We start from the raw sequence: 13,054 nt of genomic DNA, 5'->3' as shown, positions 1-13,054 counted from the left end.
GGGGCCTGGTCATGGCGCGACAAGGCAACATGACGAGTAAGAAAAGTGACATAAGTCAACCAGAGAGAACGGCGTGTCGGCGTAACACGGGGGAGCCCGGCGTCGCCCCTGCCTGGCCAGACGGGAACCGGGTGGGTGTTCACGCAGCGTACGGGCGTCTCGGGCGGGTCGGCTCCAGGGCTGCCCGAGCGGTCGATGGACGCCGGGGGTGCGGTCTCCTCGCACCATCGATCACCGAACGTGTCGCGACCGCCGCACCGCGCACACCCGACCGAGGGTCGCGCCGGGATAGCCCCGTACGCCGATGGGTACGGTAATACCGTGTTGTCTCCGGGAGTCGTGCTCAGCGGCCGGTACCGCTTGGACGAACGTGTCGCCACCGGCGGCATGGGCGATGTCTGGCGCGCGTCCGACGTGGTGCTGGGCCGGCAGGTGGCGGCCAAGGTGCTGCTGCCCGCCCTGGTCTCCGACCCCGACTTCATCGCCCGGTTCCGCGCCGAGGCCCGGATGATGGCGGCGCTGCGCCACCCCGGCATCGTCCAGGTGTACGACTGCGGCCAGGACGAGCTTCCCGACGGTGGCACGGCCGACTACCTGGTGATGGAGTTCGTCCAGGGCAAACCGCTCTCCAAGCGCATCGAGGCCGAGGGCACGCTCGACGTCGCCGCGACCATGTCGGTGGTGGCCCAGGCCGCCGAGGCCCTGCACGCGGCGCACGCCGGCGGCATCGTCCACCGGGACGTCAAACCCAGCAACCTGATGGTCCAGGAGAGCGGCACCGTCGTGCTGGTCGACTTCGGGGTGGCCCGGTCGACCAACGTCACCAGCATCACCAGCACCAACGCCGTCCCGGGGACCGCCCTGTACATGGCACCGGAGCAGGCCGCCGGCCGACCGGTGTCGGCCGGCACCGACATCTACGCCCTCGGCGCGGTGGCCTACTGCTGCCTGACCGGCGGCCCGCCGTTCACCGGCGACAACCCGCTCCAGGTGGCCGTACGCCACCTGGACGACGAGCCCCCGCCGCTGCCGCCCGAGATCCCCGCGCCGGTGCAGGACCTGGTCTTCCGGGCGCTGGCAAAGGACCCGGCCGACCGGTACGCCTCCGCCGCCGAGATGGCCGCGGCGGCACGGGCGGCAGCGGACAACCCCGTCGTCGCCGTCGCCGACGGCACGCCCACCGTGGCGGTTCCCAGCCCGCTGCGCGCCTCCGGCCCGGACACCCGTACCGACCTGCCCGCCGTGCCGGTGGGCGGCGCGACCGGGTCGCGCGGCCGGCGACGTGGCACCCTGGTCGGTGCGGTCGTGGCCGTGCTGGTGGCCCTCACCGGCCTGGTCGCCGCGATGAGCGTCCCCCAAGACGAGCCGCCGCCGGCCACCAACCTGAAGCCGACCCCGTCGGCGACGGTCCCCAGCGGCGATCCGCAGGAGTCGCCGGACGGGGAGACGACGTCGGGCCCGAGCCGGCCGCACCGTCCCGGCGGGTCCGGTGGACGCCCGTCGGCCGAACCGAGCGCGACCCCGAGCCCGGAGCCGAGCGGCAACGTCGACCCGGGTCCGTCGACCGAGCCCACCGGCGCACCCACCACCACGGCACCGAGCGCCCCCACCACGGACCCCGGAAGCGGGCCGACCGAGCCGACGCCGGTCCAGACCACCGCCCCGGGCGACAACGGTGGGGCTGGCGGCACCGACTGAGTCGGAACCGATGCCCCGGCCGGTCAGCGGTCGAGCAGCGTCCGCATCCGGTCGATCTCCACGTTCTGCTCGACCGCGACGGCCGTGGCGAACTCCGACAGGGTCAGGTCCGCGCCGACCCGGAGCAGGTCGGTGGCCATCGCGATGGCCCCACGGTGGTGATCGGTCATCATCGTGACGAAGAGCCGGTCGAAGTCCGCGCCCCGGGCCTCGGCGAGTTGCCGCATCGCCTCCGGGGACTGCATGCCCCGCATGGTGCCGGCACCGTGGTCGTGCCCGGTGCCCTCGGCCGGCAGCCCCCGGGTGGCGAGCCAGCCCCGCAGCATGCCGACCTCCGGCCCCTGACTCGCCCGGATCCGTTCGGCCAGGGCCCGCACCGCCGGGTCACCCGCCCGTTGCGGGGCGAGCGCGGCCATCTCCAACGCCTGGTTGTGGTGCGGAATCATCGCCCGGACGAACCGGACGTCCGCGTCGTTGTGGCCTGACGGACCCCGGCTGACCTCGCTGGCGGCCCGGGTCACCGCGGGCTCACCGGGACGGCCCGGCACGATCACCGGCGGACCGTCCGGCGGCGCGGGCGTCGTGGCGGAGCCGGCGGCCGGTGGCGGGGGTGGCTCGGGCGGGCCAGCGGTGAACCGCAGCAGCACGGCCGCCGCCCCCACCACCACCAGCACCATGGCGACGGCCAACAGCCGTCCGTGTCGGACCGTCATCGACGCTCCTCCCCGCTTTCACCGTGACGTGCGTATTTACGCTGTTAACTCCCGCTGGCCGGGCCACATCGACTGCTATCGTCGGGCTGCAAGGCGCCCTCGTACCATAGTCCCCTGTCGAAGGATGCCGCCGATGAGCAGTCTCTCTCCCCCGACACGCCACCTGCGGGCCGTGGCCCTGGCGGCCGCCGGTCTCCTCCTGTTGAGTCTCGCCCCCGCCGCGCCCGGGGCCGCGAAGGCAACCACCGGGACGGCCACCACGGCGGTGTACACGGCGAGCCCGGCCACCGTGCCCGGGGTCGACGAGATCGTCAGCAGCCCCAACATGCGCCAGATCGCGAACGTGCCGATCACGTCGCCGCTGAACAACACCATCAACAGCGACCTGGCCTTCCAGGGCAAGTACGTCTTCGTCGGCAACTACGACGGCTTCCAGATCTACGACGTCGCCCGGCCGCAGCGACCGAAGCTGGTCTCGCAGGTGCTCTGCCCGGGTTCGCAGAACGACATCTCGGTCCACGGTGACCTGCTGTTCCTGTCGACCGACACGCCCCGCAGCGACGACTCCTGCACCAGCACCCGGGTCCCCCCGGATGCGACCGCGTGGGAGGGCATCAAGATCTTCGACATCAGCGACAAGACCGCCCCGCGCTACGTCAAGTCCGTCCAGACCGCCTGCGGCTCGCACACGCACACCCTGGTGCCGGACCACACCCGCGACACCGTCTACCTCTACGTCTCCTCGTACGGCCCGTCCGACACCTACGTCGGCTGCGCCCGGCCGCACGACTCCATCTCCATCGTCAGGGTGCCGGTGAAGAAGCCGACGACAGCGGCTGTGGTGGCCACCCCGAACCTCTTCCCGGACGGCGGGTACCCGGGGCGTCCAGGCGGCTCGGCGACGAGCGGCTGCCACGACATCACCGTGTACACGGACAAGAACCTGGCCGCCGGGGCGTGCATGGGTGACGGCATCCTGATGGACATCGCCGACCGGGAGGCGCCCCGGATCATCAACCAGGTACGGGACACGACGAACTTCGCCTTCTGGCACTCGGCCACCTTCAACAACGCCGGCACGAAGGTGGTCTTCGCCGACGAGTTGGGCGGTGGCGGCGCGGCGACCTGCAACGCGACCGTGGGACCGAACCGGGGCGCGAGCGCCGTCTACGACATCTCCGGCAGCGGCGACGACCGGACGATGATCTTCCGCAGCTACTTCAAGATCCCTCGGGCCAACGCGGACACCGAGAACTGCGTCGCGCACAACGGCTCGCTGCTGCCGGTCAAGGGGCGCGACATCATGGTCCAGTCCTGGTACCAGGGCGGCATCTCGGTCTGGGACTTCACCGACTCGGCACAGCCGGAGGAGATCGGCTACTGGGAGCGGGGGCCGCTGTCGGACGCCCAGCTCACCTTCGGCGGCACCTGGTCGGCGTACTACTACAACGGGTACATCTACTCCAGTGACACCATCAAGGGCCTGGACGTCATCGAGATCAACGACCCGCGTACCGCGTCGGCGAAGCTGACCCGGTACCAGGAGTTCAACCCGCAGACCCAGCCCAGCTACCGCAGCCGGTCGTAACACCCGGATCCTCGGCCCGGTCCCCCACGACGGGGGGGCCGGGCCGAGGCGTGCGGGCAGGACGTGCTCACGGGCCCAGGGCGACGGGATCACGGGCGGCGGGGGTGCGGGGCGGCGGGGCACGGGGCCGACCGTGCCCGGGTCAGCCCGGCGGCAACCGGTACTCGTGCCGGCCGCCGCCGGCGGTGACCACCCGCACCTCGCCGCTGCGCAGCCCGTACGTCACCGACCAGCGGGTGTGTCCCTGCCGGACCTCGTCGAGCAGCTCCAGCGCCGCCGGGGCGTCCAGCCGTCCACCGGCGGCCGTCAGCGCCTCGGCGAGCATCCGGTAGCGGCGGTCGGCGCGACGCTGCTGCTCCGGCACGTCGATCACCGGCACATTGGTCAGCGCCTGCCAGCCCCCACTGCCCGGCTGCACCCGCATCCGGCCGTCGACGAACTCCACCACCGCCGACGCTCCGGTCGCGTCGGCGAGCAGGTAGTGCAGCGGCGGCCCGCCCTCGAAGTCGAGGTTGTACCGCTGGAACACCCGCACCGCCTCGGCGACGGTGGCCGCCTCGTCGAGCACCAGCCGGAGGATCCGGACGCTGCCGACCCGGGGCAGCCCGGGGACCGGCTCCGCGCGGGCGTGGTCGTCGGCGGCCAGGCCCACCGCGAGGCCGCGCTCGTTCATTCCGTCGAAGGGCAGCAGCGGCGCGTCGAGCAGTCGGCGATCGCCGGTCGGGTCGGATCCCACCCCGAGGTAGGAGATGTCCACCACGGAGATCGAGGCGTACCCGTCGGGCGGATCGGTGCGCAGCACCATCGCCGGGTTGGGGTCCCAGTCGAAGTTCCGGGCGAACAGCGGCCGGTCCCGGTCGCCGAGGGCGGCGAAGAGCGAGCAGCCGACCGGGCTGGGGGTGGGCCGGTCCAGGCCGGTCTGGGCGTCGTAGTCGCCGACGTAGGTCATCTCGAACAGGGGCAGGTCGTCGACGCGGCGCAGGCTGGCCAGCGTCCGCTCGGCCTCGGCCGGGCTCTGCCGGGAGGCGGCCGGGATGTTCTCGGACGGCTCGGCCGGCGACCCCGCGACCGGGTCCGATCCTGAGCAGGCGGTCAGCGCCAGCAGCATCGCCAGACCGAGCACGAGCGTATGTCTCCGCATACCTGGAAGACGCTAGGTCAGCGACCTCGGGTTGTCCACGGTGGCGGGTGGGCCCGGTTTCCGACCGTCGGGGACGGGTACCAGACCTTCTACGAAGGGACGGTGAGGTGACGATGAAGCGCAACGAGTACCACGTGGTGCCGGACGGTCCGGGCTGGAAGGTCGAACAGGGCGGCAAGCAGGTCGGTCGGTACGACACCAAGCAGGGCGCGGTCGACGCGGGCCGGAAGGCGGCGCACGCCGACGAGCCCAGCCAGCTCGTCGTCCACACCGCCGACGGCCGGATCGAGACCGAGTACACCTACCGGGACGACCCGTACCCGCCGGCGGGCTGACGCCCCCACCCGTACCGCCGACGGCCTGCCGGGCCACCAGCGACGCTGGCACCGGCAGGCCGTCGGCGTGTGCCGGTTTCCCGTTCGAGTGCGCCAGACCCGCCCCGGCGCGCGCGGCACACTGATCATGCCGCCTGCTGGTCAGCGGGGCGGGATCCGGACCAGTTGCCCGGCGATGGCCTCCCCGGTCAGCGCCGGCCGCCCGCCCCGACGGCCGACGGTCGCTCCGGCCGCCGCGACCGCCAGCCGGGCCACCCGCTCGCGGGGTGCGTCGCGGAGCAGCCCGGTGGTGAGCGCGGCGACGAAGGCGGCCCCCGCCCCGGTGGTGTCCACGGTCGGGGCTGTTGCAGTTGGACGACCACCGCCCGCGCCGTGGTCAGCGCGTCGGCGGCGGCGGTCACGTCCGCCTCGGTGAGCAGTACGGGGTCGGGCAGGTCCTCCAGGTAGCGCCAGTCGGCGTCGGCGTCGACCACGTCCGTCCTGGGCGTTGGACAATCGTCGGTCCTGCGCGTGGGGTGACCCGGACGAGCAGGGCGGCCTCGTCCGGGTCGCCCTCACTCCCCCAGCTCGGTCCGGTACGCCTGACGCAGCTGGGGCACGGCGTCGGGGGCGACGCAGAGGTGCCACGCGGGCCCCTCGTCGACGACGGTGATCTCGCCGGCGTCCTGGCGGCCGCGCAGCACGGTGGCCAGCGCCTCGGCGGCGCCGTACCGGCGGAACCAGTGCATCTCCACGTCGGCGGCCCAGCCGAGGCAGTGCGAGCTGGGCGGCACGGTCGGGTGGCCGAGCCGACGAAGCTGGTACTGGTGCTCCAGGCTGCGGGTGAGGCTGGTGACCCAGAGCGGGGGCGTGTCGGCCGGCGCGGCGAGGGCGAACTCGGCGGCGATCTGGTTGAGCAGCGCCACCGGCTCGGGTCGAGCGTGGTGCAGTCGCAGTCCGGCGGTGTGCGGCGAGCGATGCGCGCCGACCCGTCGCCGGACGGCGCGGACGGCCCGGCCGAGGAGTGTGCCGGGCTGTCGCCGGTAGCGGAACCGCAGCAGGCCCCGGCGACGCAGCCGGTCCAGGTCGACCAGGTCGACCAGGTCGGCGTCCCGCCGGACGTGGTCGTCGGTCGGGTAGGTGGACGCGGTCGGCCACCACAGCACGTCGATCCGGGAGAGCAGGTAGCTCCGGACCAGGGTGGTGAGGTCGACGGCGCTACCGGGATTCGGGCGGTGCCGGGCCAGTTCCAGCAGCAGGGTCTCGCGGGCGCCGACCACACCCTGCGGGGTGGCCGCGAGGACGTCGGCCAGGGCGGGTTCACCGAGTCGGTCGGTGAGCAGCGCCTGCCGGGCGGTGGTGGAGTGCTCGTCGGCGAGCGCCCCGACCTCGACCACAAGTTCGGTCACCGCGGTGCGGTAGGCGTCCAGGTCGGGGCGGGGCGCAGGGGCTCGGGGCGCGGTGCCCGGGTCGTCCGCCACCACGGACGACCCGGGCTGGCCTGGGCGTCGGCTGGGCACTCGCATGGGACGGTCCTCTCTCCCGGTACGGCGCGGCCGGATGAGCCTGGACTCGACGGTATCGTGCACCACCGGACGAAGTGCGAGCATTCCTCCCATTCTGCCCGCAAAGGGGTCGGCTCCGGGAACCGGCGAGATCTTTACATCGTTGTATCCAACGTTGTAGAAAGGCACGACACCGCAGCGACGACGGTCGACACCACCGACGACCCAAGGCAGGTCTGATGGGACACCTCCGCCGCGGCGGCGCGTGCAGCGCCGTACTCGGACTCCTCCTCGCCGCCACCGCGTCCGCGCCGGCCCTGGCGGCCCCAAAGCAGCCGTACGACAACCCGGTCTCCGCCGCCTTCGCGGACACCTTCGCGGACCCGGTGATCGTCCGGGGTCACGACGGGCTCTGGTACGCCTACGGCACCACCGACCCCCTGCACGAGGGCGAGCAGCGGTTCCACGGCGTTCCCATGGCCCGCTCGGCCGACCTGGTCCGGTGGAGCTACGTCGGGGACGCCTTCGCCGCCGGTCAGCGTCCCCCGTACGCCGCGGAGGGCGCCGGGTTCTGGGCCCCGGACGTGCGATGGGTCGACGGCCGCTGGGTGATGTACGTGACCGTCACCGACACCACCGTCTCCCCCGACGGGGGCGACTTCGCCGTGGGCGCGGCCACCGCCCCCACCCCGACCGGCCCGTGGACCTTCGCCGACGAACCGGTCGTCGCCCCCCGCCCCGGCGGTGGCGGCGGCTGGCTGTGGACCATCGACCCCAGCCAGTTCACCGACGTCGACGGCACCCCCTACCTCTACTACGGCAGCTACTACGGCGGCGTCTCGGTCACCGAGCTCTCTGCCGACGGGCTGCGCGCGGTCGGCCAGCCGGCCCTGGTGGCGATCGACAACAAGTTCGAGGGCAGCTACGTGCTGCGCCGGGACGGCTGGTACTACCTCTTCGCCTCCGCCGCGAACTGCTGCGCCGGGCCGGCCACCGGCTACTCCGTCCACGTCGGGCGGTCGCGCAGCCCACGCGGGCCGTTCGTCGACCGGGACGGCCTGTCGCTGACCGCCTCCCGGGCCGGCGGCACGCCCGTGCTGACCCAGAACGGCAACCGCTGGATCGGCGTCGGGCACAACGGCTTCCTCACCGACCTGTCCGGCCAGGACTGGATCGTGTACCACGGCATCGACCGCGCCGACCCGTACCTGGACGAGCCGTTCGGCATCAACGAGCGGCCGATGCTGATCGACCGCCTCGACTGGGTCGACGGCTGGCCGGTGGTGAACGCGGGCGCCGGCCCCTCCGACGGTGACCGGCCCGCCCCGATCACCACCGGACGGGTCGACGAGCGTTTCCACGACGCCACGCTCGACGGTTGGCAGCGCGACGGCGACTGGCGGGTCACCGACGGACGCCTGCGCGGCACCGGCACGCTGACCAGCCGGGCGACCATCGGCGGAGACGTCCGCACCGAGGTGGACCTGCGACCGGACACCGCCCGCAGCGCCGGCGTCGATCTCGGCGACCGGGTCGGCGTCCGGGTCGACACCGCCACTGGGCGGCTGGTGGCCCGCGACGGCCGACGGACCGCGTCCGCGCCCCTGCCGGCCACCTTCGTCCCCGGTCACCGGCACCACCTGGCCGTCGAGGTACGTGGCGACCGGTTGGTCGCCGAGCTGAGCCCGGCCCGCCTGGGCGACCAGCTCGCGACGGTGGCCCTGCGTCTGGACCGCCCGACCACCGGCCGCCTCACCCTGGTCGCCGAGGGCGGCGTCGTCGAGTTCGACAACGCCAGCCTCGCCCGGCTGCACCAGCCGGTACGGCGGACCGTGCCCACGCCCCGGGCCGGTCGGCTGTTGCCGGAGTTCTCCGACGAGTTCGCCGGCGTCCTCGGCGCGGACTGGCGGTGGGTGCGGCCGGACCCGGCGGCCACCGCCTCCGACGGTGCGTTGCGCTGGCCGGTGCAGCCGGGAGACCTGACCGGCACCGGCAACACCGCCGGCGTGCTGCTGCGCGACGCGCCGACCGGTGACTACGTCGTCGAGACAAGGGTGACCCTCGACCTGGGCGAGGAGACGGTCCGCAACTACCAGCAGGCCGGCCTGGTGGCGTACGTCGACGACGACCGGTTCGCCCGGCTGACCCAGGTGGCGATCTGGAACACCCGGCAGGTCGAGTACGGCTACGAGCTGCCCTTCGCCGGCCAGCCGGTGTACGGGGGCAACATCGTCGGCGCCCCGGCCACCACCACCTGGCTGCGGCTGGCGCACCGGGTCGACCCGGCCACCGGGGAACACGAGTTCCGGGCCGGGTCCAGCCGGGACGGTCGTACCTGGACCTGGGGTGGGGTCTGGACCTTCCCCGCCGACACCACCCCCCGGATCGGCCTGGTCGCCCACGGCGGAGCCACGCCGGCGGTCACCGCGGAGTTCGACTACCTGCGTTTCTACCGGTAGTCACCTGGACGGACGGTCCGCGGGGTGCGGCGCCGGACCGCCCGGCCGAGCCCTCTGCCCCCACCGGGCAGGGGGCTCGGTCACATACGCCGGGGCCGGCGGACTTATGGTGCAGGGCGCCGGTGAGGTGCCGGCGGACGTGGACCTGGCCGAGCGGTTCCTGGTCTGGGCCCGCCCACGCCGTTCGTCGGACGCCACCGACCGGCGCGACCCAGCGAGATGACCGTCTGGTCGGAGCCGTCGTAGCTGCGGGCGGCGACGAACGCGCCGGCCGGGCGGTCCACGGCGGCCACCGCGCGGGCCCGACGGCGGTCGGCGTCCCGGAAGCGCAGCGCCAGGCTGAGGTGCGGGATCCACCGGCCCGGCGCGTGCCAGGGCAGCAGCCCGTCGGCACCGGCGAGGACGTCCCAGACGGCGGCATGCAGCGCGGTGAGCGCGGCGGACGGGCGTACCAGCCAGACCAGCGGGGCGCTGCCGTCCAGGACGGTGATCCGGTCCAGTCGCACCGGCAGGGGCAGCGCGGTGTCGAACAGGGCGGCGAGGCGCGCCTCCACCCCGGGCGGAAACTCGTCGACCGAGGCCAGCGTCAGGTGCGGACGGTTGGTGGGATGGATGTTCCGGGCCAGGCTGGGCAGGCCGGCCTCGGCGAGCCGGTGCCACGCGGCGCGGACGGCGTCCTCCACCGGCGGGGAGCAGAGCAGCTCGACGGTCCGCACGCCGCTCAGGTTAACCGCCCGCTCCCCCACCGCCGGAGGGGGTCACAGCCAGCCGTTGTCCCGGGCGACGCGGACCGCCTCGGCACGGCTGCCCGCACCGAGCTTCTGCACCGCTGCGGCGAGGTAGTTACGGACCGTGCCGTCGGACAGGTGGGCTCGGCGGGCGATCACCGCGACCGGTGCGCCGTACTCGGCCAGCCGCAACGTCTCCAGTTCCCGTGGGGTCAGCGGGCAGGGCGGGATGCTCAACGCGTCGGCGGCCAGCGCCGGGTCGACGTACCGGCCGCCAGTGTGCACCCGCCGGATCACGTCGGCCAGCGCCCCGGCCGGCGACCCCTTGGGCAGGAAACCACGTGCCCCGGCGGTGAGCGCGCGGGGCAGGTGCGCGGGTCGACCCCGGCCGGTGAGGATCACCACCGCGCAGTCCGGCAGGACCCGGGCCAGTTCGGTGGTGACGCCAAACCCGTCCAGGCCGGGCATCTCCAGGTCGACCACGGCCACGTCGGGGCGGTAGGCCCGGGCGGCGGTCACCGCAGCGGGTCCGTCGGCGGCCTGCGCCACCACCGTCAGGTCCGGTTCCAGGTCGAGCAGGGCGCCGAGGGCCGCCCGGATCAGCTCCTCGTCGTCGGCGAGCAGGACGCGGATCATGCGGCGGCCGGCACGGTCGCCTCGACGGTGAAGACGTCGCCGTCCCGCCGGACGGCGAGCGCGCCCCCGACGGCGGCCAGTCGTTCGGTCAGACCTGCCAGGCCATGACTGCGGTCGTCCGGGCCGGCCGCCGAGGCCCCGTCGTTGGCGACGGTCATCCGGGCCACTTCGTCCGCCACGCTGATCTCGATCCGGCACCAGCCGGCCCGACTGTGCCGTAGCACGTTGGTGCTCGCCTCCCGCAGTACCGCCGCGAACTGGGCCGACGCCCCCGCCGACAGGTCCCCGTCGGGCAGGAGAACGGTGGACCGTACGCCACAGGACCGGAGCACCTGCCCGACAGCGGCGGCCTGCTCTGCGAGGTCGACCCGCCGGTACCCGTGTACGGCGTCACGGACCTCGTCCAGGGCGGTCGCGGCCAGCCGGCGCACCTCGTCGGCCTCCCGTCCGGCGCGCTCGGCGTCCACCGGGGCGAGCCGGGCGGCGAGTTCGGCCTTCAGGGCGATGACGGTCAACGCGTGCCCGAGCACGTCGTGCACGTCCCGGGCGAACCGCAGGCGTTCCTCGGCGGCGGCCAGCCGGGCCCGCGCCTCCTGCCCCTGCCGGGCATTCACCAGCAGGTCCCAGAACCACACCTGACATCCGTTCATGGCGGCGATGCCGATGCCGATGCCGCCGGCGATGACCAGGTGCTTCGTCACGGAGCCGCCGGTCGACACGGCCACCGCCGCCGCGACGGCCACCGTCCCGGCCGTGACGGGCAGCACCGCGCGCACCGGGCCGAGCAGCGGGGCGGTGCCGACGATGGTCGCGCCCAGCCACGCCCAGCTCGGCCAGACGCCGGCTGCCAGCGGCGCCACCAGCGGCACGCTCAGCACCGCCGCGATGGCGAAGGCGAACCGGCGGCGACGACGGGTCCGGTCGTCCAGCCACGGAGTCACCGCCGCGTGCATCGCTGCCCCCTGCGTGACGGCGAACAGGACGATCCCGAGCGCACCGGCGACCGAGCGCACCGGGTCGGGCTCCCGGAGCACGCCGATCAGGGGCAGGAAGAGGGTCGCCCACAGGCTGCTGGCCAGGGACACCAGTGTGGTCGCCCGGGCCGGGCGCAGCCAGCGGTCCGGATCCGGGGCGGCGGGGGTGGTCGGCACGGTGTGGATGTTAGGAGAACGCCGCGCTGACTGTCCGACCCGGAACGCACGGGTACGCCGGGCGTTTCGCACGGCCGACCGGTGACACCGCGTGGATGGGTTCCGGAGCGGGTAGGCCGCAGGCTCGACCCATGACCGAAACGACAACTGCGACGGCCCCGACGACGACCGGGACGGCCCCGGTGTCCGGGCCGGTGGCGGGTCGCCGCCGGCTGCTCCGACCCGTACTGGAGATGCTCGCCGCCATGGTGGCGGGGATGCTGCTCCTCGACCCGATCTGGGCGCTGGCCGCCGATGGCCTGGGCCGGCCCGGCCTGCTCGACCGGCCCGAGGTGGACGTCGGCGTGATGGCCGTGGACATGGCGGTCGGGATGACGGTCTGGATGTGGTACCGGGGGCACCCGTGGTCCGGGGTGGGCGAGATGGTCGCCGCGATGCTGCTGCCGCTGGCGCTGCTGGCCGTACCGTGGTGGGCCGGCCTGATCGACGCGGACGCCCTGACCCTCGGCGCGCATCTGCTGATGGTGCCGGCGACGGTCGTCGTGGTGTGGCGTCGCCCGGAGGACCACGTCCACCCGAGCGGCCCGGCCCCGGCGGCGGGCCCGCTGGGCAGGCTGCTGCGGCGCCGCTGGCCGACCCTGCTGGCCCTGCTCGTGACGGTCGACATGGTGTTCGCGCCGGTCGTGCCCAACCCGTGGTTCCTGCTGGCGCTGCCGGTGGCCTACCTGGTGATCGGCGCGTACCGGCGGCGGCTGGGCGACCGCCGGATGCTCGCCGTACAGGTGGCCGGGGTGCTCGGCTGGGGCGGCCTGGTGGTGGTCGCGGCGACCGCCGCCGAGCCGCTCGCCACCTGGCTGGTGGCCGCCGGCTGGCTGGCCCACGCGGCGTGGGACGTCGTGCACCACCGCCGGGACCGGGTGGTGCCCCGTGGGTGGGCCGAGTGGTGCGCCGTGTTCGACACCATGGTCGGAATCGCGGTGCTGCTGACCCTCTGAGCCGTCCGTCCCGACTGCCTGATCGGGGGATCCCGGACCCAGCCGGTGGGTCCGGATGGCAGCGGGACGCCGTGGCCCCGTCGACGGGGCCACGGTGGTGCGGACGACGCCTGAGCGGGCGTCGTC

At 74.0% G+C, this 13,054-nt stretch carries 12 protein-coding genes; 5 read left to right on the top strand and 7 right to left on the bottom strand.

From position 1 onward, the window contains the following. The first annotated feature begins 321 nt into the window (after nucleotides 1-321). Complete coding sequence (locus GA0074692_RS08685) at nucleotides 322-1,698, top strand: serine/threonine-protein kinase (protein ID WP_176738357.1); 1,377 nt, start codon at nucleotides 322-324, stop codon at nucleotides 1,696-1,698. Between the two features lie 23 nt (nucleotides 1,699-1,721). On the opposite strand, the gene GA0074692_RS08680 is transcribed toward GA0074692_RS08685, so the two are convergent. Next, a complete protein-coding gene (locus tag GA0074692_RS08680) occupies nucleotides 1,722-2,411 on the bottom strand; it encodes a DUF305 domain-containing protein (protein WP_091641472.1) in 690 nt (229 codons plus the stop codon). Between the two features lie 133 nt (nucleotides 2,412-2,544). On the opposite strand from GA0074692_RS08680, the gene GA0074692_RS08675 reads away from it, so the two are divergent. After that, nucleotides 2,545-3,999, top strand: a complete 1,455-nt coding sequence (locus GA0074692_RS08675; protein ID WP_091641467.1) for an LVIVD repeat-containing protein — start codon at nucleotides 2,545-2,547, stop codon at nucleotides 3,997-3,999. Nucleotides 4,000-4,141: 142 nt separating this feature from the next. Here GA0074692_RS08675 and GA0074692_RS08670 read toward each other — a convergent pair whose 3' ends face one another. Beyond that, nucleotides 4,142-5,140 carry a carcinine hydrolase/isopenicillin-N N-acyltransferase family protein gene (locus GA0074692_RS08670; protein ID WP_091641462.1) on the bottom strand — a complete coding sequence of 333 codons (999 nt, stop codon included), beginning with the start codon at nucleotides 5,138-5,140 and terminating at the stop codon, nucleotides 4,142-4,144. 113 nt (nucleotides 5,141-5,253) lie between these two features. Here GA0074692_RS08670 and GA0074692_RS08665 point away from each other — a divergent pair, with 113 nt between their 5' ends. After that, nucleotides 5,254-5,475 carry a DUF2188 domain-containing protein gene (locus tag GA0074692_RS08665; RefSeq protein WP_091641459.1) on the top strand — a complete coding sequence of 74 codons (222 nt, stop codon included), beginning with the start codon at nucleotides 5,254-5,256 and terminating at the stop codon, nucleotides 5,473-5,475. A gap of 141 nt (nucleotides 5,476-5,616) precedes the next feature. Here GA0074692_RS08665 and GA0074692_RS35815 read toward each other — a convergent pair whose 3' ends face one another. Beyond that, entirely contained in the window at nucleotides 5,617-5,808 is a 192-nt protein-coding gene (locus tag GA0074692_RS35815) for a PfkB family carbohydrate kinase (protein WP_091641456.1), read from the bottom strand. A gap of 221 nt (nucleotides 5,809-6,029) precedes the next feature. Beyond that, on the bottom strand, nucleotides 6,030-6,980 hold the full coding sequence (locus GA0074692_RS08655; RefSeq protein WP_091641453.1) for a DUF5715 family protein: 951 nt from the start codon (nucleotides 6,978-6,980) through the stop codon (nucleotides 6,030-6,032). 218 nt (nucleotides 6,981-7,198) lie between these two features. On the opposite strand from GA0074692_RS08655, the gene GA0074692_RS08650 reads away from it, so the two are divergent. Then, nucleotides 7,199-9,418: a glycoside hydrolase family 43 protein gene (locus tag GA0074692_RS08650; protein ID WP_091641450.1), complete on the top strand. Its 2,220-nt coding sequence runs from the start codon at nucleotides 7,199-7,201 to the stop codon at nucleotides 9,416-9,418. A gap of 104 nt (nucleotides 9,419-9,522) precedes the next feature. On the opposite strand, the gene GA0074692_RS08645 is transcribed toward GA0074692_RS08650, so the two are convergent. From GA0074692_RS08645 to GA0074692_RS08635, 3 genes are read right to left on the bottom strand one after another with little or no spacing between them, the layout of a single operon-like run. Further along, a complete protein-coding gene (locus GA0074692_RS08645) occupies nucleotides 9,523-10,134 on the bottom strand; it encodes a 2'-5' RNA ligase family protein (RefSeq protein ID WP_091641447.1) in 612 nt (203 codons plus the stop codon). Nucleotides 10,135-10,176: 42 nt separating this feature from the next. Beyond that, complete coding sequence (locus tag GA0074692_RS08640; protein WP_091641444.1) at nucleotides 10,177-10,782, bottom strand: response regulator transcription factor; 606 nt, start codon at nucleotides 10,780-10,782, stop codon at nucleotides 10,177-10,179. Continuing rightward, a complete protein-coding gene (locus GA0074692_RS08635; RefSeq protein ID WP_176738356.1) occupies nucleotides 10,779-11,933 on the bottom strand; it encodes a sensor histidine kinase in 1,155 nt (384 codons plus the stop codon). The genes GA0074692_RS08640 and GA0074692_RS08635 overlap by 4 nt, the downstream gene beginning before the upstream one ends. Nucleotides 11,934-12,064: 131 nt before the next feature. On the opposite strand from GA0074692_RS08635, the gene GA0074692_RS35300 reads away from it, so the two are divergent. Next, nucleotides 12,065-12,928: a hypothetical protein gene (locus GA0074692_RS35300; RefSeq protein WP_218106597.1), complete on the top strand. Its 864-nt coding sequence runs from the start codon at nucleotides 12,065-12,067 to the stop codon at nucleotides 12,926-12,928. The last annotated feature ends 126 nt before the right edge of the window (nucleotides 12,929-13,054 follow it).

Origin of the sequence: Micromonospora pallida (assembly GCF_900090325.1) — a bacterium.
Lineage (GTDB): Bacteria > Actinomycetota > Actinomycetes > Mycobacteriales > Micromonosporaceae > Micromonospora > Micromonospora pallida.
This window is presented reverse-complemented; position numbering and strand designations above follow the sequence as displayed.

What these genes read in the sequence shown, in the direction of transcription:
- GA0074692_RS08665 (WP_091641459.1), top strand. Translation starts at nt 5,254, where the DNA reads ATGAAGCGCAACGAGTACCACGTGGTGCCGGACGGTCCGGGCTGGAAG.
- GA0074692_RS08650 (WP_091641450.1), top strand. Translation starts at nt 7,199, where the DNA reads ATGGGACACCTCCGCCGCGGCGGCGCGTGCAGCGCCGTACTCGGACTC.
- GA0074692_RS08640 (WP_091641444.1), bottom strand. Translation starts at nt 10,782, where the DNA reads ATGATCCGCGTCCTGCTCGCCGACGACGAGGAGCTGATCCGGGCGGCC.
- GA0074692_RS35300 (WP_218106597.1), top strand. Translation starts at nt 12,065, where the DNA reads ATGACCGAAACGACAACTGCGACGGCCCCGACGACGACCGGGACGGCC.
- GA0074692_RS08655 (WP_091641453.1), bottom strand. Translation starts at nt 6,980, where the DNA reads ATGCGAGTGCCCAGCCGACGCCCAGGCCAGCCCGGGTCGTCCGTGGTG.
- GA0074692_RS08670 (WP_091641462.1), bottom strand. Translation starts at nt 5,140, where the DNA reads ATGCGGAGACATACGCTCGTGCTCGGTCTGGCGATGCTGCTGGCGCTG.
- GA0074692_RS08680 (WP_091641472.1), bottom strand. Translation starts at nt 2,411, where the DNA reads ATGACGGTCCGACACGGACGGCTGTTGGCCGTCGCCATGGTGCTGGTG.
- GA0074692_RS08675 (WP_091641467.1), top strand. Translation starts at nt 2,545, where the DNA reads ATGAGCAGTCTCTCTCCCCCGACACGCCACCTGCGGGCCGTGGCCCTG.